At 34.1% G+C, this 23,221-nt stretch carries 21 protein-coding genes; 12 read left to right on the plus strand and 9 right to left on the minus strand.

Annotation, left to right across the window (positions count from 1 at the left end):
• Positions 1 to 8 precede the first annotated feature (8 nt).
• The 9 genes from BUB86_RS14770 to BUB86_RS14810 all read left to right on the plus strand — a co-directional run bounded on the left by BUB86_RS14770 (position 9) and on the right by BUB86_RS14810 (position 11,500).
• On the plus strand, positions 9 to 1,214 hold the full coding sequence (locus tag BUB86_RS14770; protein ID WP_073210894.1) for a sugar transferase: 1,206 nt from the start codon (positions 9 to 11) through the stop codon (positions 1,212 to 1,214).
• A 16-nt stretch (positions 1,215 to 1,230) separates the two neighbouring features.
• Entirely contained in the window at positions 1,231 to 2,190 is a 960-nt protein-coding gene (locus tag BUB86_RS14775; protein WP_073210896.1) for a TolC family protein, read from the plus strand.
• Between the two features lie 78 nt (positions 2,191 to 2,268).
• Complete coding sequence (locus tag BUB86_RS14780; RefSeq protein WP_254795186.1) at positions 2,269 to 4,380, plus strand: hypothetical protein; 2,112 nt, start codon at positions 2,269 to 2,271, stop codon at positions 4,378 to 4,380.
• Positions 4,380 to 5,909: an O-antigen ligase family protein gene (locus BUB86_RS14785; protein ID WP_073210900.1), complete on the plus strand. Its 1,530-nt coding sequence runs from the start codon at positions 4,380 to 4,382 to the stop codon at positions 5,907 to 5,909. The genes BUB86_RS14780 and BUB86_RS14785 overlap by 1 nt, the downstream gene beginning before the upstream one ends.
• Entirely contained in the window at positions 5,893 to 6,771 is an 879-nt protein-coding gene (locus BUB86_RS14790) for a glycosyltransferase family 2 protein (protein ID WP_073210902.1), read from the plus strand. Before BUB86_RS14785 ends, BUB86_RS14790 begins: the two co-directional genes overlap by 17 nt.
• Positions 6,772 to 6,780: 9 nt before the next feature.
• Positions 6,781 to 7,932, plus strand: a complete 1,152-nt coding sequence (locus BUB86_RS14795; protein WP_073210904.1) for a glycosyltransferase — start codon at positions 6,781 to 6,783, stop codon at positions 7,930 to 7,932.
• Positions 7,933 to 8,101: 169 nt separating this feature from the next.
• Entirely contained in the window at positions 8,102 to 9,124 is a 1,023-nt protein-coding gene (locus BUB86_RS14800; protein ID WP_175549520.1) for a glycosyltransferase, read from the plus strand.
• Positions 9,125 to 9,127: 3 nt separating this feature from the next.
• Positions 9,128 to 9,952 carry a DUF4422 domain-containing protein gene (locus BUB86_RS14805; protein ID WP_073210908.1) on the plus strand — a complete coding sequence of 275 codons (825 nt, stop codon included), beginning with the start codon at positions 9,128 to 9,130 and terminating at the stop codon, positions 9,950 to 9,952.
• A 6-nt stretch (positions 9,953 to 9,958) separates the two neighbouring features.
• Positions 9,959 to 11,500 (plus strand): lipopolysaccharide biosynthesis protein, encoded by a 1,542-nt coding sequence (locus BUB86_RS14810; RefSeq protein WP_073210910.1) that lies wholly within the window; start codon positions 9,959 to 9,961, stop codon positions 11,498 to 11,500.
• Between the two features lie 18 nt (positions 11,501 to 11,518).
• On the opposite strand, the gene BUB86_RS14815 is transcribed toward BUB86_RS14810, so the two are convergent.
• Together BUB86_RS14815 and BUB86_RS14820 are read right to left on the minus strand one after the other, a co-directional pair.
• The gene (locus tag BUB86_RS14815; RefSeq protein WP_073210912.1) at positions 11,519 to 13,255 is read right to left on the minus strand and encodes an LTA synthase family protein; all 1,737 of its coding nucleotides are present in this window, start codon (positions 13,253 to 13,255) and stop codon (positions 11,519 to 11,521) included.
• A 9-nt stretch (positions 13,256 to 13,264) separates the two neighbouring features.
• A complete protein-coding gene (locus tag BUB86_RS14820) occupies positions 13,265 to 14,266 on the minus strand; it encodes an acyltransferase family protein (protein WP_073210913.1) in 1,002 nt (333 codons plus the stop codon).
• Positions 14,267 to 14,404: 138 nt separating this feature from the next.
• On the opposite strand from BUB86_RS14820, the gene BUB86_RS14825 reads away from it, so the two are divergent.
• Positions 14,405 to 15,379: an acyltransferase family protein gene (locus tag BUB86_RS14825; protein ID WP_073210915.1), complete on the plus strand. Its 975-nt coding sequence runs from the start codon at positions 14,405 to 14,407 to the stop codon at positions 15,377 to 15,379.
• A gap of 8 nt (positions 15,380 to 15,387) precedes the next feature.
• On the opposite strand, the gene BUB86_RS14830 is transcribed toward BUB86_RS14825, so the two are convergent.
• From BUB86_RS14830 to BUB86_RS14860, 7 genes are all read right to left on the minus strand, one after another.
• Complete coding sequence (locus tag BUB86_RS14830) at positions 15,388 to 16,143, minus strand: GDSL-type esterase/lipase family protein (RefSeq protein WP_073210917.1); 756 nt, start codon at positions 16,141 to 16,143, stop codon at positions 15,388 to 15,390.
• A gap of 26 nt (positions 16,144 to 16,169) precedes the next feature.
• Positions 16,170 to 17,201, minus strand: a complete 1,032-nt coding sequence (locus BUB86_RS14835; protein WP_073210920.1) for an acyltransferase family protein — start codon at positions 17,199 to 17,201, stop codon at positions 16,170 to 16,172.
• A gap of 25 nt (positions 17,202 to 17,226) precedes the next feature.
• Complete coding sequence (locus BUB86_RS14840) at positions 17,227 to 18,198, minus strand: glycosyltransferase family 2 protein (protein ID WP_073210922.1); 972 nt, start codon at positions 18,196 to 18,198, stop codon at positions 17,227 to 17,229.
• Positions 18,199 to 18,200: 2 nt separating this feature from the next.
• Positions 18,201 to 19,151, minus strand: coding sequence for a glycosyltransferase family 2 protein (locus BUB86_RS14845; RefSeq protein ID WP_073210924.1), 951 nt, complete (start codon positions 19,149 to 19,151; stop codon positions 18,201 to 18,203).
• Between the two features lies 1 nt (position 19,152).
• Complete coding sequence (locus BUB86_RS14850) at positions 19,153 to 19,950, minus strand: glycosyltransferase family 2 protein (RefSeq protein ID WP_073210926.1); 798 nt, start codon at positions 19,948 to 19,950, stop codon at positions 19,153 to 19,155.
• 100 nt (positions 19,951 to 20,050) lie between these two features.
• Positions 20,051 to 20,812 carry a GDSL-type esterase/lipase family protein gene (locus tag BUB86_RS14855; RefSeq protein ID WP_073210928.1) on the minus strand — a complete coding sequence of 254 codons (762 nt, stop codon included), beginning with the start codon at positions 20,810 to 20,812 and terminating at the stop codon, positions 20,051 to 20,053.
• 46 nt (positions 20,813 to 20,858) lie between these two features.
• On the minus strand, positions 20,859 to 21,812 hold the full coding sequence (locus BUB86_RS14860) for an acyltransferase family protein (RefSeq protein WP_073210930.1): 954 nt from the start codon (positions 21,810 to 21,812) through the stop codon (positions 20,859 to 20,861).
• Positions 21,813 to 21,912: 100 nt separating this feature from the next.
• Between BUB86_RS14860 and BUB86_RS14865 the strand changes: the two genes are divergently transcribed.
• Together BUB86_RS14865 and BUB86_RS14870 are read left to right on the plus strand one after the other, a co-directional pair.
• A complete protein-coding gene (locus BUB86_RS14865) occupies positions 21,913 to 22,737 on the plus strand; it encodes an SGNH/GDSL hydrolase family protein (RefSeq protein ID WP_073210932.1) in 825 nt (274 codons plus the stop codon).
• A 190-nt stretch (positions 22,738 to 22,927) separates the two neighbouring features.
• The coding region (locus tag BUB86_RS14870) for a transposase (RefSeq protein ID WP_175549522.1) at positions 22,928 to 23,221 on the plus strand (294 nt) is incomplete at its 3' end.

The following is a 23,221-nucleotide window of genomic DNA, read 5'->3' on the forward strand; positions in this document are numbered from 1 at the left end:
AGAATAATATGATTGGTGTTGTATATCTTGGCAGCAATCCAAAAACCGAGGAGCGATTAAAATACATCCCCGGCCGATTGGTGCAATACACAAGAAATTACAAAGATGCGGCATCAGCGTGTTCTACGCATGTACGCAACGAACATTTTATTGTGTTTTACGAGCAAGGCGACCAAAACGATGATATTAACGCAATCACCTATTTAAAAAAGAAAAACAAGCACGTATATATCATACTGCTAACCAACGAGTTGACTCCAGAGAACCGAGTTCTGTATCAGAAGAGCGGCATTAACGATACTCTTGATACCAAGGCCTCTATCACAGAGTTCAACAAGAAGATTCAGTTCATCTCCGACCGCGAGAACATGCTTTTTGACGATCAGCAGCCCAAGTACAGAATGTTGCGTTTTAAGATACCCATTTGGAAGCGAATCTTTGATGTATTCTTTGCTATTTTCGCACTTATCATCACCTCACCTATATTCATCCTTACTGCCATTGCCATCCGTTTGGAGAGCAAAGGTCCGATTATCTTCAAGTCTAAGCGAGTTGGTGCGAACTACACCATTTTCAATTTCTTGAAGTTCCGCTCAATGTACCAGGATGCCGAGGAGCGCCTCAAAGAGGTAGCAAAAGAAGCAGGCAATCAATATGCAGAGATGAGTAAAAAGGACGAAGAACCTAAAAAGACTCCTACAGGATTGGGCATGGAAGCCAATATGATGATGAGTATTGGCGACGACACCGATATGATGATTTCCGACGACGAAGTGATGCTGGTTGGTGACGACTTCGTTATTTCCGAAACTGACTTCAGCAAGGAGAAAAAGGAAGAAATCGAAAATGCTTTCGTTAAGATCGAAAACGACCCCCGCGTCACTAAGGTCGGCAGATTCATCCGTAAGTATAGCATCGACGAACTTCCTCAGCTCATCAACATCCTTAAGGGTGATATGTCAGTTATTGGTAACCGTCCTCTCCCACTCTACGAGGCAGAGAAGCTAACCATCGACACCAGTATCGACCGTTTCATGGCTCCCGCAGGTCTCACCGGTCTTTGGCAGGTTGAAGAGCGCGGCAAGGGCGGCATGATGTCAGCAGAGGAGCGCAAGCAACTCGATATAAAGTACGGCCAGACATACAATTTCTGGTTGGATATGAAGATCCTTTTCCGTACTTTCTTTGCCTTCGTCCAGAAGGAGAATGTATAACTAAATCCCTACAGTAATGAACATCTTCAGACGACTGATATTTATATTTACCATTGCCTCGACTAGCACCACTGCCCTCGCCCAATTCAACGAGAGCGGTATAAGTGCAGGATTTTTTGACTCTAGTAGCGAGAAAGACATCAACTTCTCTGAATTCCATCTTCCACCATTGGCAGTATTGTTTGAAAACGCGAAAACCAATCCTCAAATATTGTCTCTTGAAAAAGCCCGTGAACTTGCAGAAGCAGAAGTTGCCAAACAAAAGCGACATATTTTCTCATATGTAACAGGTCATGCGAGTTATAGCTATGGAATAGGTGACATGTGGGGAAATAGTTCTTCGGGGTATAATCAAACCATATTGCAATATCAAGGAACCAAGCAGGCATATTGGAATATTGGCATTAATTTAGCTATACCTGTTGAAGATATTTTAGATTTAACAGCTGCAGTTAAGCGTAAAAGGATTGATGTTGAGAAAGCGGTCATAGATAAGGATATCGCATATGATCAACTCAAACTACAAATTGCAACCCTTTTCGTAAAAATAACGAACAGTTTGGTTTCACTAAAAACATTAGGAGAAGCAGCCGCTGCATCTCAAGGTGCTGGTGCATTAAATAAAGAAGATTTTGAGAATGGAAACTTGGAGATTGCAGCATACGCTGATACAAAGCGAGAAGAAAGTAGTCAGGTATCTGGTTATCAAGATTTACAAACAACAATCACTACAGATATTATAACGCTTGAGATTTTAACTCACACACCTATTATAACGAATGCAACTACAGAAATAACTCTCGATAAGAGCATTCATAAAACGCCTAAAGAGCAAGCTAAAGAAAATAAGGCTAGCGAAAAGCGAATTAAAGCATTAGAAAAAGAAGAAAAGCAAAAAATAAAGAAGTTAGAAAAGGCTGAAGCAAAAGCTGAAAAAGCGGCAGCCAAAGCAGCGAAAAAGCAAAAGAAACAATAAATATTTGCATATATGGATTTATTCAGATATATTGTCAGATTCCTGTTTAAGATAAGATGGTATCTCATCATCTTTCCTATGATTGCATTGATTATGGCATGGTTTTCCACAAGAAACTTGGAAAGAATATATGACACTAACACCACAATATATACAGGAATGATTACTGGATATAATATTGAGGGAGGAGTCGGAACAGCTGGTGGTCAAGCACAAACAAACATAACCAACCTTATGTTATTAATTACAACAGATGCAACAGTACATGAAGTATCATTGCGTCTTTTTGCACGTTGCATGATGTATGGTAATGCGAATAAAGACAACAATTATATTTCTGCCGAACATTTCCGCCAATTATATAATAGTGTACCAGCAGAAGTTAAAGCCCTCATTAACCACAATAGCGAAAATGCCACTTATGCAAATCTTAAAGCATATGAACGTCCTTCTGCCGATAACTTTATTTTCGGTATTACAAATTATCATCCCTATTTCGGAATAAATAGCATAACTAGCCGTTTGAAAGTTGTACAACTTTCAAAAAGTGACATTATAGATATTGGCTATTCGGCTAATGATGCAGGTATAGCATATAACACATTGGATATTCTTAACGATGTATTTGCTCGACAATATGCATTATTACGTTACGGCGAAACTAACAATGTTATTAAGTTCTTTGAGCGAGAAGTTGCTCGTCTCTATCGTATCTTAACAAATGCCGAGGATGATTTGATTCGTTATAATGTTGAAAAACGAATCATCAATTATGACGAACAGACCAAGCTGCTATCTGGTATGGATGCAACACAGAAGACGACTGATAATGACCTGATGATAGATAAAACTACAACTCGTGCTTTGATGAACTATTTGGAACGTCAATTAGGAGATAGAGCCAAAGTTATCAAGGCCAATAGAGACTTTACTAACCAAGTAACAGATATTTCTCGTATCCAGTCTCGTATTTCTAACCTTCGATTAATGAGTAGTGAAGGAGGTGGTAGCGAAATAGAAACACAACAAGAATTGGCCAAAGCACAACGTATGTTGCAAGAAGCATCTAACAATGTTAGAGGACTTGTTAAAGATATTGAAGCTGGTAACTATAACACAGAGACAGGTGTTAAGGCAAGTGGCATGGTAGAGAAATGGCTTGATCAAGTTCTAAAATTAGAAGAGACCAAAGCCCATGAGAGTGCTCAAGATGTTATGCGAGAAAAAATCGACAAAGAAGTACTCTATTACGCTCCAATAGGCGCAACAATAGCTCGCAAAGATCGTCATATCGCCTTTATTGAAGGAAACTATATGGAGATGCTAAAGGCGCTTAATGCAGCACGCCTACGCCAGAAGAATCTCCAGATGTCTACCGCGACTTTAAGGGTACTTAATCCACCTATGTTCCCCATGAATGCGCAACCCACAAACCGCATGACAACACTCTTGGCAGCATTTATGCTAACATTCATGTTAACAGCCATGTACTTCTTCATTATAGAGTTATTGGATCGCACCCTTCGTGATCGCATGCGTTCAGAAAGAATAACAAAGCTTCCTGTAATGGGATGTTTTCCTAAAGAGAGCAACTTGCGTTATCGTCGATTCAATAAGACTATTGCTGATATGGCATTACGCCAGCTCAGCAAAGCTCTTCTGCCCCACTTTGAAGATGGAAAACAAAACGTACTTAATCTCCTCTCCACTGATGCTGCAAACGGAAAGAGCTATATTGCTCAGGAACTTGAGAACTATTGGATTTCCATTGGCCTTCAGGTTCGTCGTATCACATACGATGAAGATTACCTTGCAGAGGATAGCCGATTCATTATGGCAAAAGATATCAAGGATATTTGCCCAGATCTTCTTCCTAATGAAATTGCTATTGTAGAATATCCAAACCTGGATGACAACTCAATTCCACCAGCTTTGCTTAATATGGGTACAGTTAACTTGATGGTAACTCGTGCCAACCGTACATGGAAGGATGTAGACCAGAAAGCACTAAAGGAGTTAAACGAGCGCTTAGAGAATAAAAACTCATTATTCATGTACTTGACAGAGTGCCAGCGCTATGCTGTTGAGGAATTTGTTGGTCAGTTGCCACCATATACTGGTTTCAACAACTTCATTTATCGTATGTCACAAATGGGAATTACTGCAGTAGAAAATAGTCATGCCAAATAATGATAAATAAAGTTTATTCCAACAGATTTTCAGAATACGCACATGAAAACGGAGGAAGAGTCTTTTTACTCTTTCTCCTGTTTTTGCTAACTCTATATTCTTTTAAAAATTCTGGAATTAATGGCATAGCAATGATGTTGGCAATACCAATATCAATAGTTGCTGTCTATTTTGCATTTAGCTACAGAATGCTGACTTTTTGGGCACTCTTTCTTATAAATTTCTTTGTGATGTTTCTTCAGAAAGAAAACAAGATGCCATTACCGGCTTCACTACCAAACGAGTTACTCGAATTAGTATTAATTGCCATAGCTATTATTGATCTAAGAGAATCTAATTTTGAGAATTTGGCCAACTATATGCTAATCGGTGTATTAGGATGGTGTGTATTTTGTATTATTGAAGTTTTTAATGATACCTGTGGTTTAGGAATGAATCTAACAGCATGGTTTACAGGAGCCAGACTTATGGCTTTTCAACTATTATATGCAGTTATCGTCTTTAGCCTATATATTAATACTCCCAAAAGAATAAATCAACTTATATTTTGGTGGGCAGGATTATTATTGTTTGCCGTTTTTTGGACGTGGAAACAACAAAATATTGGATTTACAGCAGCAGAAAATGCTTGGTTGAATAATTATGCTTATAGAACACACAGAGTAAATGGTATCCTCAGATATTGGTCTGTATTTAACGATGCAGCAATATTTGGAATTCATATGGCTGCAGCAGGAGTATTCTTCATAGTCCTTGCCATCACAAATAAGATAAAGAAGTATAGGATATTTTTTGCTATTGTAGGAATTCTTTCTGTATGGGCGATGTTTGCTTCAGGCACAAGAACTGCTATCTTTTGCCTAATTGCAGGTTTCTGTGTTTTCTTAGTATTATCAAAATCTGTTAAGATAATAGCTCCTGTAAGTGTAATACTTGCATTATTCCTTTCTATATTAGTATTCACAGATATTGGCCAAGGCAACAGTCAGATAAGACGAATGAGATCTGCATTTAACAAAGAAGATGCTTCCGCCAATGTACGAGATGTGAACAAAGAAGCGATAGCCAAATACATGAAGGATGCACCTTGGGGTATTGGAATTGGAATATTTGCAGATAATATTCCAGCTTGGAATAAATTTAAAATAGTATCTCAAATACCACCTGATTCAGAATATGTTTTTATTTGGGTTCGCACTGGAAAAATAGGAATTACATGGTTCATTATTTGCAACCTAATTATGTTTATTAGCGCATGTAGCTACGTATTTTTTAGAATCAAGAACAAATCTCTTATGGGAATCGGAGCTGGATGGTGTGCTGCATTTATAGCTTTGCATCTAGGAGGATATGCTAACCAGATTTTAATGCAGTTTCCTAATGTCCTCATATTCTACGGAGGATTGACTACAGTTTTCATCCTACCTAAAATTGAATCTCAATATGAGGAATATGAAGATAAACTTCTTGCAGAAGAAGCAGAGAAGAAGAGACTAAAATTAGAAAAGAAACTTGCAAAACGAGTGTAGATTATCTATCATTACAGTCAATTATAACGGGATAAAAGATACCTGCGAATTAATTGATTCCATCCCCTTCAATAACAACATGGAGGTGATAGTGGTAGATAATGCCTCAAAAGAAGATGAAGCCAGCATCATTTCTGAACGTTTCCCGCAAGTAAAAGTAATCCGTAGCGACAAAAACTTAGGCTTTGCAGGAGGAAACAATTTGGGTATCAAAGAGGCTAAAGGAGATTACATTCTGCTTATAAATAACGACACCTATTTTAAAGAGTTCAATATTGACAATCTTATCAAACGATTAGAGTCTTCTGAAAAAACAGGTATAGTTTGCCCCAAACTTCGTTTTGCCTGGGGTAATAATCCCATTCAATTTGCAGGATATACCCCACTATCAAGCATTACACTTAGAAATAAAGCTATTGGCTTTGGCGAAGAAGATAAAGGACAATATGATACAGCTCACCCCACCCCTTATGCTCATGGTGCAGCTATGCTAATCAAACGCGAAGCTATCGAAAAGGTTGGTTTGATGCCAGATTGCTTCTTCCTATATTACGAAGAAATCGACTGGTCAATGATGTTCACCCACGCCGGCTATGAAATCTGGTACGATCCATGTTGTACTGTTTTTCACAAAGAAAGTCAGACAACAGGTCTAAATAGCCCCCTCCGCACCTATTACATCACTCGCAATAGACTCATTCTCGTAAAACGCAACTATAAAGGTATCAATAAATACCTATCATATATATACCTTATTGGTATAGTCGCAACTCGTGACATGATTAAATATTCCCTCCAAGGCAGATTTGATTTAGTCAAAGCCGTCTTCAAAGGAACTGTTAATTCGAACATCAAATTCTAAATTCGAGCAATGGATTTCTGGATTATATTATACATTATCGACTGGTTTCTGTTCATCTTAGTTGGTGGTACAGTTCTTTATCTTGGTGTTTTTTCAATTGCATCACTATTCAGCAGAGAAAGTGTTCTATCTACAGCAAAAATACAGAATCGTTTTGCAATTATTATACCATCTCATAAACATGATAATGTAATTGAGCAAACCGTTGTATCTGTTCTTAGTCAAGATTATCCTCAACGTATGTTTGACGTTGTTGTAGTATCCGACCACCAATCAGAAATAACAAACATGCGTCTCGCTCAATATCCTATAACTTTACTGACTCCGGATTTTGCGGAAAGTACAAAAGCAAAGGCTCTACAATATGCCATTCTAAAATTACCTGAGTTCAAAATCTACGATATCGCTCTTGTATTAGATGCAGATAACATTGTAGAACAAGACTTTCTTACTAAAGTAAATGATGCTTTTGAAACCGCAGCGACTAAAGCCATTCAATTGCATCGTATCTCACGTAATAGAGACACAGCAGCAGCTCGTATGGGCTCTATTTTCGAGGAAATTAATAATGCCATATTCCGTAAAGGCCATATCAATCTCGGTATATCTGCGGCTTTAGCTGGTTCAGGAACTGCATATGATTTTTCATGGTTCAAGAAAAATGTCATGAAAGCCAAAACAGCAGGAGAAGATAAAGAGCTTGAAGCCCTTTTGTTAAAGCAAGGCTACTTTATTGACTATTTTGACAATATTCTCCTATATGGTGAAAAGAAAAGAACAACGACAAAGATGAATGAGCAACACAGCCGTTGGACCTTACAACAAATTCAGAATTTGATTAAGAACATTAAATATTTACCTGGAGCAATCTTTAGGAAACAATACGATTGGGCAGACAAACTGATTCAATGGATGTTACTCCCTCGTACCAGTATGGTCGGTATTTTAATGGTAATGAGTATCGTTCTACCTTTCATATACATGACCATGGTAATAAAATGGTGGATTCTAAGTTCTATGGCACTTTTCTTTTTTGCTTTAGCTACTCCAGACTATCTAGTCGATGAGATGTGGGACCGAACTTTTTTGCGTTCACCATTTGTTACCCTATGGGGAATCATTAGTACAAAATTAATTCACAGAAAAAAAGATAACAACTAAATATACATTCAACACAATTATGATTTGGCAGATATTACATATTATCGACATAACCCTTTGGGTACTAATCTTAGGCTCTGTAGCTTATGTAGTTTTTTTTGCGATAATTTCATTGTTTTACGAGAAAGAAGATCGAGTAGCTATACATGCTGCAGCATTAACTAACAGAATGACAAAGTTTCTCATTCTTTACCCTGCCTACAACGAGGATCGGGTGATAATCAATGCTGTAGAACATTTCCTTGAGCAGGATTATCCAGCAGACCTTTATACTGTGGCCGTCATCTCTGACCACATGAAACCTGAGACTAATGATTTTCTAAGAACCCTTCCGATTACATTGCTTACTCCAACATTCGAGAAGAGTTCAAAAGCAAAGGCAATGCAATATGCCATCAATGAGATACAGGAATCATTCGACAACGTGGTGGTACTCGATGCTGACAATGTTGTACGTCCAGAATTCTTATCTCAACTCAATATTCTATGTTCTGTCTACGATGCTATTCAATGTCACCGCTGTGCTAAGAACGCAAATAACGATGTTGCTGTACTTGACGGAGCCAGCGAAGAAATTAACAACACATTGTTCCGTAAAGCCCACAACCGCCTTGGATTGTCTTCTGCCTTGATTGGGTCTGGTATGTGTTTCAATTATGAACTATTCAAAAAGAATGTATTCCAACTATCTACAGCAGGCGAAGACCGCGAGATGGAAGCACTCCTACTCCATCAGGAAGTTTTCATCAAATATGCGCCAGATATTCATGTATTCGACGAGAAGGTTAGTAACCAAGACAACTTCCAGAAACAGCGCATGCGCTGGATGACCGCTCAGGTTCAGAGCCTAATGAGCAATCTTCCTAAGATACCAGGAGCAATAGCTCATGGAAAGATTAACTTTGTTGATAAGACTATTCAGCAAGCATTAATTCCCAGATCAATACTAATTGTTTTACTTGCCGGCATTTCCATTTTTATGACTATTGCCATGCCATCATGGTGTGAAAAATGGTGGATTACACTAGCTATATTAGGACTATCACTATTTTTCGCCATTCCTAAGGAAATCCGATTCCGTTCATTCTCTAAAGTACTAACTATCCCTACACTTGTACTCCGCATGCTGAAGAACATTCTCCATATAGATAGAAAGAATACAGATTTTATCCACACCGAACATACGACATAGCATATGAGTAATATAAAGATTTTCATCTGCGCTCATAAGGAGGTTCTGCTACCACAACATCCTTATTTCCTGCCAATCCAAGCAGGAGCGGCCATACATAATCCCATTAAAGATTATCAGCCAGATAATGAAGGAGAAAACATATCAATTAAGAATCCTCATTTCTGTGAACTCACATGTCACTACTGGGCATGGAAGAACCTTAAGAATGTTGATATTGTCGGACTAAATCATTATCGCCGCTATTTTGACTTTACAAAAAAATGGCCACAATTCTCAGCAGATAAACATTTTATATCTACAGAGTCATTTCTTAATCAGAAATATCAATTCCCAGATTTAGAGAAAAGACTATCTAAATACGATATTATCTTACCTATTGCTCGTCATTGGCGCGTAAGCAACACTAAGCAATATGGCGATTATCACATAGCGAAAGATTGGGAAATGCTACGTCAAATTATTAAGGAACGTAGTCCTCAATACATACCAGCTTTCGAAAAAACAATGGATCATTGCAATAAAGCTGTAGGTTATAACATGTTTATTACACATTGGAAACATTTTGATGCCTATTCAGAATGGTTATTCGATATACTTTTCGAAGTAGAACGCCGTGTCCCACCAACAGATGACCCTATTCAAAGTCGTATCTATGGATATATGAGCGAAAGGCTTATCAATGTGTTCTGTGAGCACCACCATCTTCATATCAATCACATTCCACTAATGATGCCTTTAGACGACATTAATGATGGACTGAACATAAGTAACTTACATTGGTGTTGGCGATGTCTTTCAAATGATTTTTATTATCATTTCAAATAATTCATTATGGGAGAGCGAGTTAGTAAAAGTATCAAAAATGCAGAAGTAAATCTACTTTTTTACTTCCTGACTCTCTTTCTTTCTTTTTTCTCAAGAAAAGTATTTCTATCAAATCTCGGTGCTGAATTCATAGGTTTACAAGGAACACTTAGTAATATTCTTGGATACATGAATTTAGCAGAACTAGGAATTGGTAGTTGCATCAGCTTTTTTCTCTTTAAACCATTACAATCCAATAATCGATTAGAAATCAACGAGATTATGTCTGTTTTTGGATATCTATATCGATGCATTGGATATATTATACTCTCTGTAGGAATTTTTATCTCACTATTTTTCCCACTAATATTCCACAACGATGAGCTACCATTATTCATTATCTATTTCTCTTTTCTCTCTATTCTTGGCTCTTCACTTATAGGTTATTTCATAAATTATCGCCAAATATTATTATCAGCAGACCAGAAAGGCTATCTTGTTGCCATATACTTTCAATCTGCAAACATGATACGAATAGCACTTCAAATATGGCTAGCCATACGTTTCAAAAATCTATATATTTGGGTTGCTACAGAATTTCTTTTTAGTCTTATTGGATGCATAGTACTAAATTGGAGAATCAACAAGGAATATCCTTGGCTTAAAACAGATAAAAAAGCCGGAAAGCAACTTCTAAAGAAATATCCAACCATTCTAACAAACACTCGACAAATCTTTATCCACAAAATAAAAGATTTCATTCTTAACAAAAGTGATGAACTATTTGTTTTTGCTTTTGTATCATTAAAAATGGTTGCATACTATGGGAATTATACCATGATTGTAGCAAAGGTTGGACAGATTTTTAGCTCAATACTTGATAGCACATATGCAGGAGTAGGTAATCTTGTTGCAGAAGGCAACAAACAAAACACCATGAAAGTTTTTTGGGAGCTCATGACTATTCGGCATTTTGTTGCCGGCTTCCTATGTTTTTCTATTTTCCACTTTATTGAACCTTTTATCTCAACGTGGTTAGGACCAGAATACATCTTAAGTCATAATATACTCATCTTACTTTGCATACACATTTATATAAGTACGTCTCGCGGAGTTATTGACATGTATAACCACTCTCATGGATTGTATGCCGATGTATGGTCTGCATGGACAGAACTTGGCATTAACGTGGTTATAACGATTATTGCCGGATTCTATTTGGGGATTACCGGTATTCTGCTAGGTAAAATTGTCTCAACATTGCTGATTATAGTATTGTGGAAGCCATATTACCTTTTCCACAGTGGTTTTCATGAGAGTATCTATACTTACTGGCGAGGTGCAATCCGCAACTACACTGTTTCTATTATCAGTTTTATTATTGCACATTACTCTTTAACTTTAATACCAATTAAGTACAATAGCGGTTTCTTATCACTCACATTTTACTGTTCTGTAGGACTAATCATTTATCTTGCTATTAATTTTTTATTAATTTCATTATTTTGCAAAGGAGCAAATGATTGCCGAAGACGAATAAATAATATAATACAAGAGAAAAAGAAATAAGAAACAATAATATAAAATTTACCAATAACACATTCTAGAACTATCAAAAAAGTTACTAAGCAACAACCATTCCGAAACATCCCAACGTTTATTTAAATCAATATTATTGTACTTGGGATTAAGTAGGGAATAACCTAAACCAGGCCACGGATTAGGAACATTCATCATATCAACTATTGTTGTATAAACATCTAATTGGTTACATGCCCCGGCATATGAGCCATTAAAATCTCCATTAATTATAAATAATGGAATATCTGTTGAGATTCCACCTCCGAAATCCGTCGAATGTACATGGTGATCAGACGCAATAACTATAATACTATTATTATATAATCCCTTATTTTTTAATGAAACCAAATAGTTTCCAATAGCCTCATCTGTATAATGACATGCATTGAGATAGAACTTTAATTCTTCATCAATTGATGAGTCATTAATCTCAAATGAAGAATCTAATAATCTATTATAAGGTTGATGCATCGATGCTGTAAGAACTATTGAGAAAAAAGGTGTATCAGACTCTTCTGAATCCAACTTCTCTGCCAACTCAAAAACCTGTTTATCAGTCAAAGTTTGTTTATGTTCACCAGGATAATCATTGCTTGAATATAATTTTTCGAAACCATATTGTTGACACATTTCATCTTGTCGCCACAGTGAAGGAGAAGTAGGAAGAATCATTCTTGAATGTTTAATGCCTACTTTTCTCAATTGTCTTGGTAAACCTGGCAATTTTTTCTTACATGCTTTTGATACTGTCAATATAGAACGCAAAGGAAGAATTCCTGTCATATAAACATACTGACCATCTGAAGACTCTCCTATTGTTATATTAGGGCGAACATGTCCATTATAATATACAGAAGAGTCGGATTTGAGCGAATTCAGATATGGCGTAATTTCTTTACCATCAACAATCTTATCTATAACAAAAGACATCTGGGATTCTATTAAGACAAAGATTAAGTTCTTTATTTCCCCATTCCGAACAGATTTTATCATTGACTTTTCTGATTGTTTTAATGTCTCTAATATACAGTTTGTTTGCATATCATTTAGTTCTATCTCTCCCCTTATAGTCATAAAAGACTCTAAAATAAGTGATTTGATTGAACCATTATGAAAATGAGCGTAAATCGGCAAAGCAAAAAAATGATTTTGCCCAAACACACGTCTTCCTATTCTGCGCTTACAATATCCCCAATAACGCAATTCTGGTTGTGAGACACAGTATAGAACATGAGAAGCAAGATCAAATACATATATGAACAAAAAAAAGGTTACCCATATACGCATATAACGTAATAATTTGACATCTGGGAATGTGCATCTACGATTTAACAAAAAAAAGAATAATAAAACCATCACATAATAGAAATCAATAAATCTGATTCCTGCTATCATACTATTAATAACTAACCCATCAGCCACAGCCCCCACCTCACAAATTGATGACAGAGTTATGTAATGATAAAAAAAACGTGAATATAGAACATTTGAGAAAGACCATATATATGTTACTATAAAAGTCACTATTATAGCAATTCTCAATCGTCCACACGCCAATAAAACAAATATAGCGAAAATTATCCAAACATCCAATATAACTCTGAATACATTATCAACCCATGAGATACCATCAAGCGGATCCTCTATTTGACTTACAGAGAGTACATTAATGTGCATAAAGAATAAATTTAATGCACATAATAATAACAATCCAGACAATATAATATTCTTATTGATCCTCATATAAAATCATCATTTAACAAGTTCCTTTAATCCAAAAGCCCATGGAAGATACTTCTTACAGAAATATATTGTAGGTACAGATAAAACTACAACAATTAGAAAAAGGCTAAAACTTACGAAAATATTATCTTGTTGAAGGTTTAATTGATATACGATATTTCTAAGAATAAAGAGGTACAATTGATGAGTCAGCAGCACTATTAAACTATGACGTCCAATAAATGATATCAATGATAACGTTCTAATAGCCTTTGAAACCAGAAGAACAACAAGAACGCCCGACGCACCACCAATAAAGAGACAAAAAACATTAACGTTATACCTATTAGCAGCATAAAAGATTTCGCCATCTCCAAGAATATAAATATTATATAAAAATATAATAATCGATAAAGCTAAAACCAGCCATTGTCTTGAGGACATCTCCAACTTCAAGAAACTACTATAACGCCCAATAAGTATTCCTAGTAAGAAGAATGGCATAGATGTCAAGGCTGTGTCAAACCATATTGGAAGACTCATTTCATTTAGGAAATAGCCAGTAAGGCCGGCTAATAAGGCCACAAATGAAATAAGCATCATATTCCCTCGAGATAATACAAATATAAAATAATAAAAGATTTCTATAAACAAAAGACACAAAACGAACCATGCACCTGGAGCCATACCAAAATTTAATCTATTTGTTCCTGGCATAAGAATCAGGTTCGTAACAGACAATGTATGACCTCCATACAGTTCTAAAAAAACATTCCAAGGCAATGATAAGAACAAATATGTAAAGATAAGAGGGATAAGTAGCTGATTTGCTTTTTTCTTAAAAAACACATTTGACGATTCATAAGTTTTAAAAAAAATCCCAGATAATGCAAAAAAAGTTGGAACTTTAAAAATAGAAAATATTTCTAAGACAAAACCACCCGAATCCCCATATGTATGAGTTAACGCTATAATCAGAATAGTAATACCTTTAGCTAGATCAACAAATTCTATACGACCTTGTTTTAACATAAACATCAAATTTACCATTGCAAATATACTAAATTCTTGGAAATAATCAAAACTTTATCATCTTTTTTTTATAATTGGGTATTTTTTCATATCTTTGCGTCAAAATCAAAAACATAATGCATAATTAACACGTATTTGATGAAAAAGAATATTGAATTTATAGATATAGCAAAAGGGTTGGGAATTATACTTGTTGTATGTAGTCATGCATCTTACCCTCTTATGTCATGGGCATCTCTTTTTTACATCCCTGTTTTTTTTGTTATAAGTGGATATTGCACAAATCGGCCAATAAGAATAATGGAAAAATTATGGAAATTAATTATTCCATATATTTTATTCACTACAATTGCATTTATTGTTTCTCAATCTTTTTCAATAAGTGACATATTAGGAGCATTATATGCTAGATGGAGTTTATTTCCTTATAATAACGAAAATAATATATTGTTTCTACAATCAGGCAATTGTCCATTATGGTTTCTTCCTTCTATGTTTACATCATTTTGTGTGTTTAAAATAATACAAGAAAGCAAATTTCAGTATAAAACAACCGTATTTTTTTCTTTGTATCTCATTATTTCATATGCACTATCCTTTTTACCGATTCTACTTCCATGGAGTTGGGACACTGCTTTTCTTTTTGCACTGTTTCTATTTGAAGGATTTCTTATTCGCAAATACAATATTTTAGAAAAGATCACAACAAATCATATTATATTATTAATAATCATTTATGCAATATTCAGATACTATACCTGGTCAGTAAACTTATCAATAAGATATTATGGTAGATCTCTTTTCCTATTGTTCCCTGGAGCCTCAGTTGGCAGTGTTATTTTAATAATACTCGCAAAAAAAGTTGAGGGTAAAAAAATATCACATATATTTTCAAAAATAGGAAGAAATTCTTTATCTATTTTTTGTATTCACTGGCCATTTATTACTATTTCAGAAAGATTGCTATATTATATAAATCTGCCGAAAGACACTATTATTTATGATGTCATTCACCTTACAACAATTCTTCTAATAACATATCCAATTGCTCTTATAATTGAAAGGTTTTTAATAAAGCCAATATACAGAATTAATCCATTTAAGTCATCATAGGTAAATTATTACAATAGATATTTCTCTATGAAATTTGCCCAAATATAATACGCTTCTTTATTAATATGCAAACCATCCTCTGTATATTTTAAAGGCAAAGAATCATCATCTTGAAACAATGAGTATAAGTCAATATAAACCACGCCCGACGAAGTTGCAATATCTTTAATAATATCATTCCCAGCCTTAATCTTGTCTATACAATCAATATATTGCTTACCATATAGCAAGTTTATATTTACAGGCAGCATTCCTTGAAGATATATTTGAGCTGTAGGATTCTGTTTCGTTATTGTTTCTACCATCAACTTATATTTATGCTTAAATTCCTCCAAAGAGATTTGAGAGAATTTATTAATACCTCCTAACACAAATATTTTCTTTGGTTTGACACAACTAATAATAAACGATCTATTAATCAAATCGTCAAGATCATCTCCCTTACATCCCATATTACATATTCTAGTTTTAGGGAAAAGTAACTGGAAATCACTATCAAAAGTAATTGAATTTCCATAAAAAACGACATCTGCCTCTATATCTAGCTTAGAAAGAGAATTTGCCCACGCCTCTGCAACAAGATATTCTGGTTTATTCTTGTAGGGTATTTCTATACTCTTCTTATATTCAAGCATAATAAGTATTTCATTTATGATGTTTTTTTTAAAAAACAAACAACAGAAAAGAGCAACAAACAATATATTAAGTAAAAATGATACATAGATTAAGTATCGCTTTACAAATTTATTTTTACTAGTTCTCATTTGAATCTTAATATTCTATTTTTTATCTATTTTCGCCCCAAGAACAAAAATCTACATAATTTAGATTTATCAAAAACAAGTATAAACAATTCTGATATAATAATAACAATAATTACCCAAGCAATAGGAATCACATAATTATAAGGGATACATACCTCATGTAATTCCAATAATTCTGATATAAGTATAAATGCGATAGACTGAACGCCATATATTGCCAATGTATTATTGCCTAAATGAAGGAGATAATCAGAAATCTTACTAAACCATCTATATTTATTTAATAACACAAGAACACTACAAAAACATAATCCATTAACAATACCGATTACATATCTTATTATATCAATGAATAACTGCTGGAGAGACAAACGTCCTTCTTTTATTATACATAAACCACTTCCATATACAAATAGTTCCTTATCAAATATAAACAAAGTGAATATAAATAATAAAGAAAGAAGAGATACCAACAAGACTTTATTACATATAAAAAAAACGCCGAACTTATTGCAACACCAATATCCTACCAGAAAATAAAAAAACATGAATTTATGATGAGAAGGGATTATATCATCAGACAATACATGAAAGAGAACAAATATGAATGCGAATACTAAATAAACTAGTTCTCTCTTTTTAAAAAAATGAACCGTACTTGATACTATCATACAATTCAACAACAAAGATGACAAGAACCACATATTTATTCTCATCTTATTAATAAAATCTATGAAATAAAAAGAATCTGCATTGGCAAAGTAAAAAATGAGACCATAAATAATAACAAAGTATGACAAAAAAGGGATTCCTATATATTTAATTTTAGACAATATTACTGATTGATAGCTTTTTGAATTTGAATAGTAAAACAGGGAACCGCTTATTGTCATAAACAGCGGCATATGAAAAGTGTAAATTGCTCTAAACATAAAATCATCATAGAACAATTCTGAAAATCTATATTGGGGGCCAAATCCAAACTGAAGAGCATGGCCTAATATAACTAATATAATCAGTACTCCCTTGTATAAATCAAGATTTTTATCTCTATTCACTATAACAAATTATTAATGCCACATATTATTTGCGAGATATAAAAGGATATATCAAAGGAAGAATCCAATAGAAAGGAGAAGAAGCAATCCTGAAAAGAATTTTGTTTCCTACAGAGAAATACAACTGAGATCCAACGGCATTACTCTCTGGGAAAAGATTCCTCCATTTTTCTACACTTAAACAATTCTTATCCAAAAGCAATGGAAGCTTTGAGATAAATTTACGTTGATTAAGTTCATTCTCAACTACTTCAAAGACCCCTTTACCTCTATAAAACTCTTCCACCATACGAATTGCTGCAGCTTGACTCTCAACAGCAAAAACTGTTGTATGAGTATAATTGTTTGGGTTATATTGAATCCAATGATACATACATCTATCAACTCCAGCGAACCGATGAGCATAGTAGAACAATTGACAACAGAACAAATAGTCATCCACCATATTACGATCTGGGATGAAACGAACTTCATCCTTGTGATCTGTTACAATCGTACTACGGACCAACAATTTCCACATTACCCCTTTGATGGTCAGAAGAGTAATCGCACGCATCATCTCATCATGATCATTCGTATACTTCTGCGGACATTCTACACTATGATCTGCATATTCCTCAATATATCCACAACCTGAGATATCTGCATTCTCTTTCAAAGCGGCTTCAACCAAGAGTTCTACCATATCTCTATCAATATAGTCATCACTATCAATAAACAGGAAGTAGTCTCCTGTCATATTATCCAAACAGTCATTGCGAGAAACAGATATGCCTTTATTCTCCTCATGAACTATTATCTTACATTGCTCCGACACTCCATATTTAATAATATACTCATTAATAACATCCATGCTTTTATCTGGAGTACAATCATTTACAAAAACATACTCAATATTCTTATATGTCTGAGTAAATAAAGACTCAACACAACGACCTACATATTTCTCTACGTTATAAAAAGGCACGAGAATAGAAACTTTTACTTTCTGCTCCATATCTATCTTTGTAAGAATTTCAACAAAACAAACAAATCATGTTCCGCAAGCCAAAACTTCAGTTTCTCGTTTCGAGTATAACCCATTTCTCTCCACATTCTTTTTGACTCTGGGAATGTATTTCTATATGCTTTATAATCTAACAAGCCTTTTGTTAAAAAGTTACTTTTTATATTAAACTTACGGAGGTTTAGCTTGTGCATAACATAATTATCATACAATCCTTTCTCTCTACAAAATTCCTCAACTTCTTGAACTCCCTTAATATGCATATTAACGCTCCATAATGTTTGAAGAGAAACCCTTGCCTGATTGTATTGTACATAATGATAAAAAGCTTGCGGAATAGCAACAAAGCTCTTCGCATAGTAATATAACTTAACAGACATAATATAATCTTCAACAATATCCACATGTGGTGTTATTGTAAAGTTGTCAAAAAGAGTTCTTCTAATCAAGAGTTTCCAAAGCACCGTAGCGATATCATAATTTAAGCATCTATACAGATTCTCCATGCAGGTTTCTGCATAATCTTCATGATGATATGTAGAATCTTCTGATAAATAGTCTTTATAAAAATCACATCCAACAATATCAACAACACCATTTCGAGTAGCCTCGACCATTTTTTCTACAGTATTCTTTTCTATCCAGTCATCGCTGTCTACAAAAAAGACATAGTCTCCTTTTGCATGTGAAATACAATCAGCTCTAGAAACAGCTATTCCTTCATTTTGTTTGTGATCAATTATTGTATACCTATCTTCTGGTATTCCATATTTGCTTATAGTATTTCTTAACACCTGCAAACTATTATCAGGTGAACAATCATTAACAAACACATAATCAATATTGTTGTATGTTTGAGAGAAAACAGAATCAAGCGTTTTCTCCAAATACTGTTCTACCTTAAATATTGGCATCAAAATGGTTACTCTTATTATATCATTCATGCTACTTTCTCCTTATTTTCAACAGTATTTTGCCAATATTATATAGAAGTTTATCAACTCCATAATTAATTTTTAACTGTGGAGTTATAGATTGTACCAGACATTCCGACTGTTTCATTCGCTTATAATCAGCTAATACTCTTGGTGGTAATAGTTCTGCCAACACATTTTGTTTTTCAGTTTGCATTAACTCTGGATTTGATGAACTTAATCCATTTAAATCATAACACGCAACATAGACATTCAAATAACGAATAGAACAATTATCCATTATCAGAGTCTGAACAAAGAACTTCCAATCTGATGCGATTCTTAGTCTCTCATCATAAGGATATTTATGCAACAATGATGTTTTAATAAAAGCCCCTTGATGAGGAATTGCGCCTGAATATAAATGATAAAATGTCAACTCGCCATGAGGAGGAGGTGATATAATATTATCATTATCATCAATAGAGACTTTACCAACAATAATACTTTCTTCTGCATATATCTCAGCTATCTGATCAAGAACCTTATTATCATAGAACCGATCTCCAGAATTCATAAATATACAATAATCACCATGAGCTAGAGCTACACCCTTATTCATGGCATGATATATTCCACGATCCTTTTCTGAACACCAATAAGAGATTTTCTTACCATACTCCTTAATCAAATCAACACTTCCATCATTAGAACCTCCATCAATAATAATATACTCAAAATTACGACAGGTCTGCCCTAACACACTTTCTATTGTTTGGTACAGACCTTTACAATTATTATAGTTTATCGTAATGACAGTAAACAACATCCTGTTTTTTGCTACAAATATACACTATTTTTTTATTACTCACAAACTTTTATGCATTTCTTTTTCAATATAAGCACAGAATCGCGCATATAAGTACAAATCACTCAACAAATGGTTTTATTACATCAGCCCAAATATCATAATATTTAGGATATAGATGTAATCCATCTCTGGTATATTTCTGAGGCAAGGTGTCATTCACTTGATATGCAGAAAACAGGTCTATGTATGTACAGTTATTGTTTCGAGATATGTTTTCTATAATTTCGTTGGCATCCTTTATTTTATTAACGCAGTCAACATAAATTGTACCAACGCCTTTTGTAGGATTCACAGGAAGTATACTTTGTAGAAAAATATTTGCACCAGGATTATATATTCTTATCGAATCAACTAAAGTCTCATATTTTATCTTAAATTCATCAAGTGGAGTTGCATTAAAATTATTAATCCCCCCCATAACAAATATTTTTTTAGGATGTACACTTTTTATCATAAACGCCCTATTTATTAAATCATCAATAATATCTTTATTACATCCCATATTAACAATCTTCAAATCTGGGAACACCTGTTGAAAATTACTTTCATATGTAATAGAATTCCCAAAGAAAACAATATCTGCATCAACATTCATTTTATACAAGGTATTCTCCCATCCTTGAATACAACGAAACTCTATTTTGCGCTTATTTACCATTGATGGGTTCTCACCAAAGCCTATTTTATATATTATCTTTTGACAAACATCTGTCTTAAAGAAAATAATATATCCACAACATACATTAAACAATAATGATACAATTATAATATACCTTAGCATATTCTTACTATTAACGATTCTAAAAGATAAACTATCCATACCAAATCCAATTATAATGAATCACAAATTTGCTACAAAAAATCATTTAAATCTTACCCAACAACAATGGACACTTTTTATACAAAAACACAATAGGGAAATAACAAATTGGAAGAACAGCTAAGGGCAAGAACTCATGAAAACACGAAGGAAAAAACATATCCAAAAATTTCATGATTGGAATATGCAATCCCAAAACAAGAAGAGTTCCATTTGATATTACCGTCACAAACCTCAATGCTGGCAAACAATTTGATAATTCAAACAAAATCACACTCGATATAGAAGCAAAAACAAAAAACACGCTATATGAAATACCATAAATATTGCTATTAATAGAAGTATTACCATTAATTATTGGCATTACAAGCAACAAGCCACTTAAAGCCAACAAAGTATATACAGAAAAACCCCAAGGTTTCCAGCTATTGTCTTTCAAGAAAAATCCCAGGCAAAAGAAGGGCATTGCAGGAACTAGCCGACCAACATATGCCCCCCTAAATATTGTATCAATAGTGAGGAAATGAGATTCTAAAGACATATAGACAATAACACTAACAACTATGGGAATATAATACTTTCTAAGCGCTGACAAATAGCTGATGTCACCATAAAATAATCTTAGACCCAACAGTGCCCAAAGAAACCAGTCACCACAATAAAAACCCTCTCCTAAACCATATCTATAATGAAACAATCGAAAAAAAACGTCTTTTGAGAATAAGTTCTCTATACATATGCTTCCTGTTAATAACAGAAAAGCAATATTAATAATAGAAAAGAAAGCGACAGGAACAGCAAAGGACAACATTGACTTATGCCATGGTCGAGGTTTATACAATATACCTGAAATAATAAATAAAGCAGGCATATGAAACGAATATATAAAAAGTAGCACATTATCATTAGAAGACCAATGGCCAACAACCATTAGGAAGATACATATAGATTTTGCCCAGTCTATCCAAACTATTCTTTGTTTAACATCTGTTCTTTCCATTTCAAAAAACTACTGAAACTACACTTGTCTGCAAAAATACAAAAAATGTTGTTAATAAGCCAGATTGCACAAAAAAAATAGTACTTTTGCAAAAAAAAAGATGAAAAGCGATATAATAATCACAAAAAAAATATGGCTGCCACTTGTGGGGATATTATTATTGATATATATAATCATCCTTTCTATCAATTATTACTCAGCAGCAAAGCAAGAATCTCATCAAAAGTACAAGCAACATAAAACTAGCGATACGCTAAAAGTGGCTATTATAGGTGACAGTTGGGCCGAAAGGCACTATTACCATCAATGCAGTATAGATCATTTAATAAAAGAATTCTCAGGAAAAGCTTCAAAAACAGTTTCATTTGGAATTAGCGGTCTTACAAGCAAAGAAGTGTATAACGAACTGTATAGGAATACAGAAATCAAACAACTTATGGAAGATGATACGGACTACTGTGTTATAATGGCAGGAGTTAATGATACAAACCAAAAAATGAGTACTCATTATTATAAAGAAAGCATGAAGTGCATCATTAATTATTTATTAGAAAAAGGAATTATTCCCATAATTATTGAAATTCCAGACTACAACACAGAAAAAGCTTTTACTAATCATAAAATACACAGGAAAATACTGAGATATGTATCTATGGCGATCACTGGAACACCCATAAATTGTAAACAACAATTTAGAAATGCATTTGATGAACTATTAAATGAAAATGGATACAAAGATAAAGTATGTGTAATAAGATACAAATCATGGAACAAAGATTATAAAAATGATCTAAAGCGATTATACCTTAATGACGGAATGCATCTTAATGAGAAGGGATATGAGGTTCTTGATAGTATGATAGCAAAAACAATTTCTCATCACTATGCTTTAAAGCATAACCTATCTTATAATATACAAAAATGAAGGTATTTATATATTATATGATAGGTTGAGGCAATACTTCTAGCTATTATTATAACTAAAATAATTAAATCGTATAAGATCAAGATTATGGAAACGAAACCAAATAAATCGCAAAAAAGCAAATTAATGAGAATGTAAAGTAAACTGTGTCAGGCTACAACAAAATGTAGTTTAACACGTTTATTTTATGATGGCAAACGAAGAAATTGATTACAAGCTGGCAGCCGAGCAGTTGCGTACAGGCAAGCCGTTGTTTGGAAAAGATGGTGCATTGGCACCAATGTTGGAGCGTATTTTGAATGCAGCTCTTGAGGGTGAGATGGATGCTCACTTGAGTGAAGGGTCCCGTGAGTCAGGGAATCGTCGTAATGGCAAAATGCCTAAAACTGTTCAGACGCAGTATGGTGAGGTAACTGTAGAGACACCTCGTGACCGTGATGGCAGTTTTGATCCTCAGACAGTCCGTAAGCGAGAGACAATTCTT

Source organism: Xylanibacter ruminicola (assembly GCF_900142525.1).
Taxonomy (GTDB): domain Bacteria; phylum Bacteroidota; class Bacteroidia; order Bacteroidales; family Bacteroidaceae; genus Prevotella; species Prevotella ruminicola_A.

What these genes read in the sequence shown, in the direction of transcription:
- BUB86_RS14770 (WP_073210894.1), top strand. Translation starts at nt 9, where the DNA reads ATGATTGGTGTTGTATATCTTGGCAGCAATCCAAAAACCGAGGAGCGA.
- BUB86_RS14775 (WP_073210896.1), top strand. Translation starts at nt 1,231, where the DNA reads ATGAACATCTTCAGACGACTGATATTTATATTTACCATTGCCTCGACT.
- BUB86_RS14780 (WP_254795186.1), top strand. Translation starts at nt 2,269, where the DNA reads ATGATTGCATTGATTATGGCATGGTTTTCCACAAGAAACTTGGAAAGA.
- BUB86_RS14785 (WP_073210900.1), top strand. Translation starts at nt 4,380, where the DNA reads ATGATAAATAAAGTTTATTCCAACAGATTTTCAGAATACGCACATGAA.
- BUB86_RS14795 (WP_073210904.1), top strand. Translation starts at nt 6,781, where the DNA reads ATGGATTTCTGGATTATATTATACATTATCGACTGGTTTCTGTTCATC.
- BUB86_RS14800 (WP_175549520.1), top strand. Translation starts at nt 8,102, where the DNA reads ATGACAAAGTTTCTCATTCTTTACCCTGCCTACAACGAGGATCGGGTG.
- BUB86_RS14805 (WP_073210908.1), top strand. Translation starts at nt 9,128, where the DNA reads ATGAGTAATATAAAGATTTTCATCTGCGCTCATAAGGAGGTTCTGCTA.
- BUB86_RS14810 (WP_073210910.1), top strand. Translation starts at nt 9,959, where the DNA reads ATGGGAGAGCGAGTTAGTAAAAGTATCAAAAATGCAGAAGTAAATCTA.
- BUB86_RS14815 (WP_073210912.1), bottom strand. Translation starts at nt 13,255, where the DNA reads ATGAGGATCAATAAGAATATTATATTGTCTGGATTGTTATTATTATGT.
- BUB86_RS14820 (WP_073210913.1), bottom strand. Translation starts at nt 14,266, where the DNA reads ATGTTAAAACAAGGTCGTATAGAATTTGTTGATCTAGCTAAAGGTATT.
- BUB86_RS14825 (WP_073210915.1), top strand. Translation starts at nt 14,405, where the DNA reads ATGAAAAAGAATATTGAATTTATAGATATAGCAAAAGGGTTGGGAATT.
- BUB86_RS14830 (WP_073210917.1), bottom strand. Translation starts at nt 16,143, where the DNA reads ATGAGAACTAGTAAAAATAAATTTGTAAAGCGATACTTAATCTATGTA.
- BUB86_RS14840 (WP_073210922.1), bottom strand. Translation starts at nt 18,198, where the DNA reads ATGGAGCAGAAAGTAAAAGTTTCTATTCTCGTGCCTTTTTATAACGTA.
- BUB86_RS14845 (WP_073210924.1), bottom strand. Translation starts at nt 19,151, where the DNA reads ATGAATGATATAATAAGAGTAACCATTTTGATGCCAATATTTAAGGTA.
- BUB86_RS14850 (WP_073210926.1), bottom strand. Translation starts at nt 19,950, where the DNA reads ATGTTGTTTACTGTCATTACGATAAACTATAATAATTGTAAAGGTCTG.
- BUB86_RS14855 (WP_073210928.1), bottom strand. Translation starts at nt 20,812, where the DNA reads ATGGATAGTTTATCTTTTAGAATCGTTAATAGTAAGAATATGCTAAGG.
- BUB86_RS14860 (WP_073210930.1), bottom strand. Translation starts at nt 21,812, where the DNA reads ATGGAAAGAACAGATGTTAAACAAAGAATAGTTTGGATAGACTGGGCA.
- BUB86_RS14865 (WP_073210932.1), top strand. Translation starts at nt 21,913, where the DNA reads ATGAAAAGCGATATAATAATCACAAAAAAAATATGGCTGCCACTTGTG.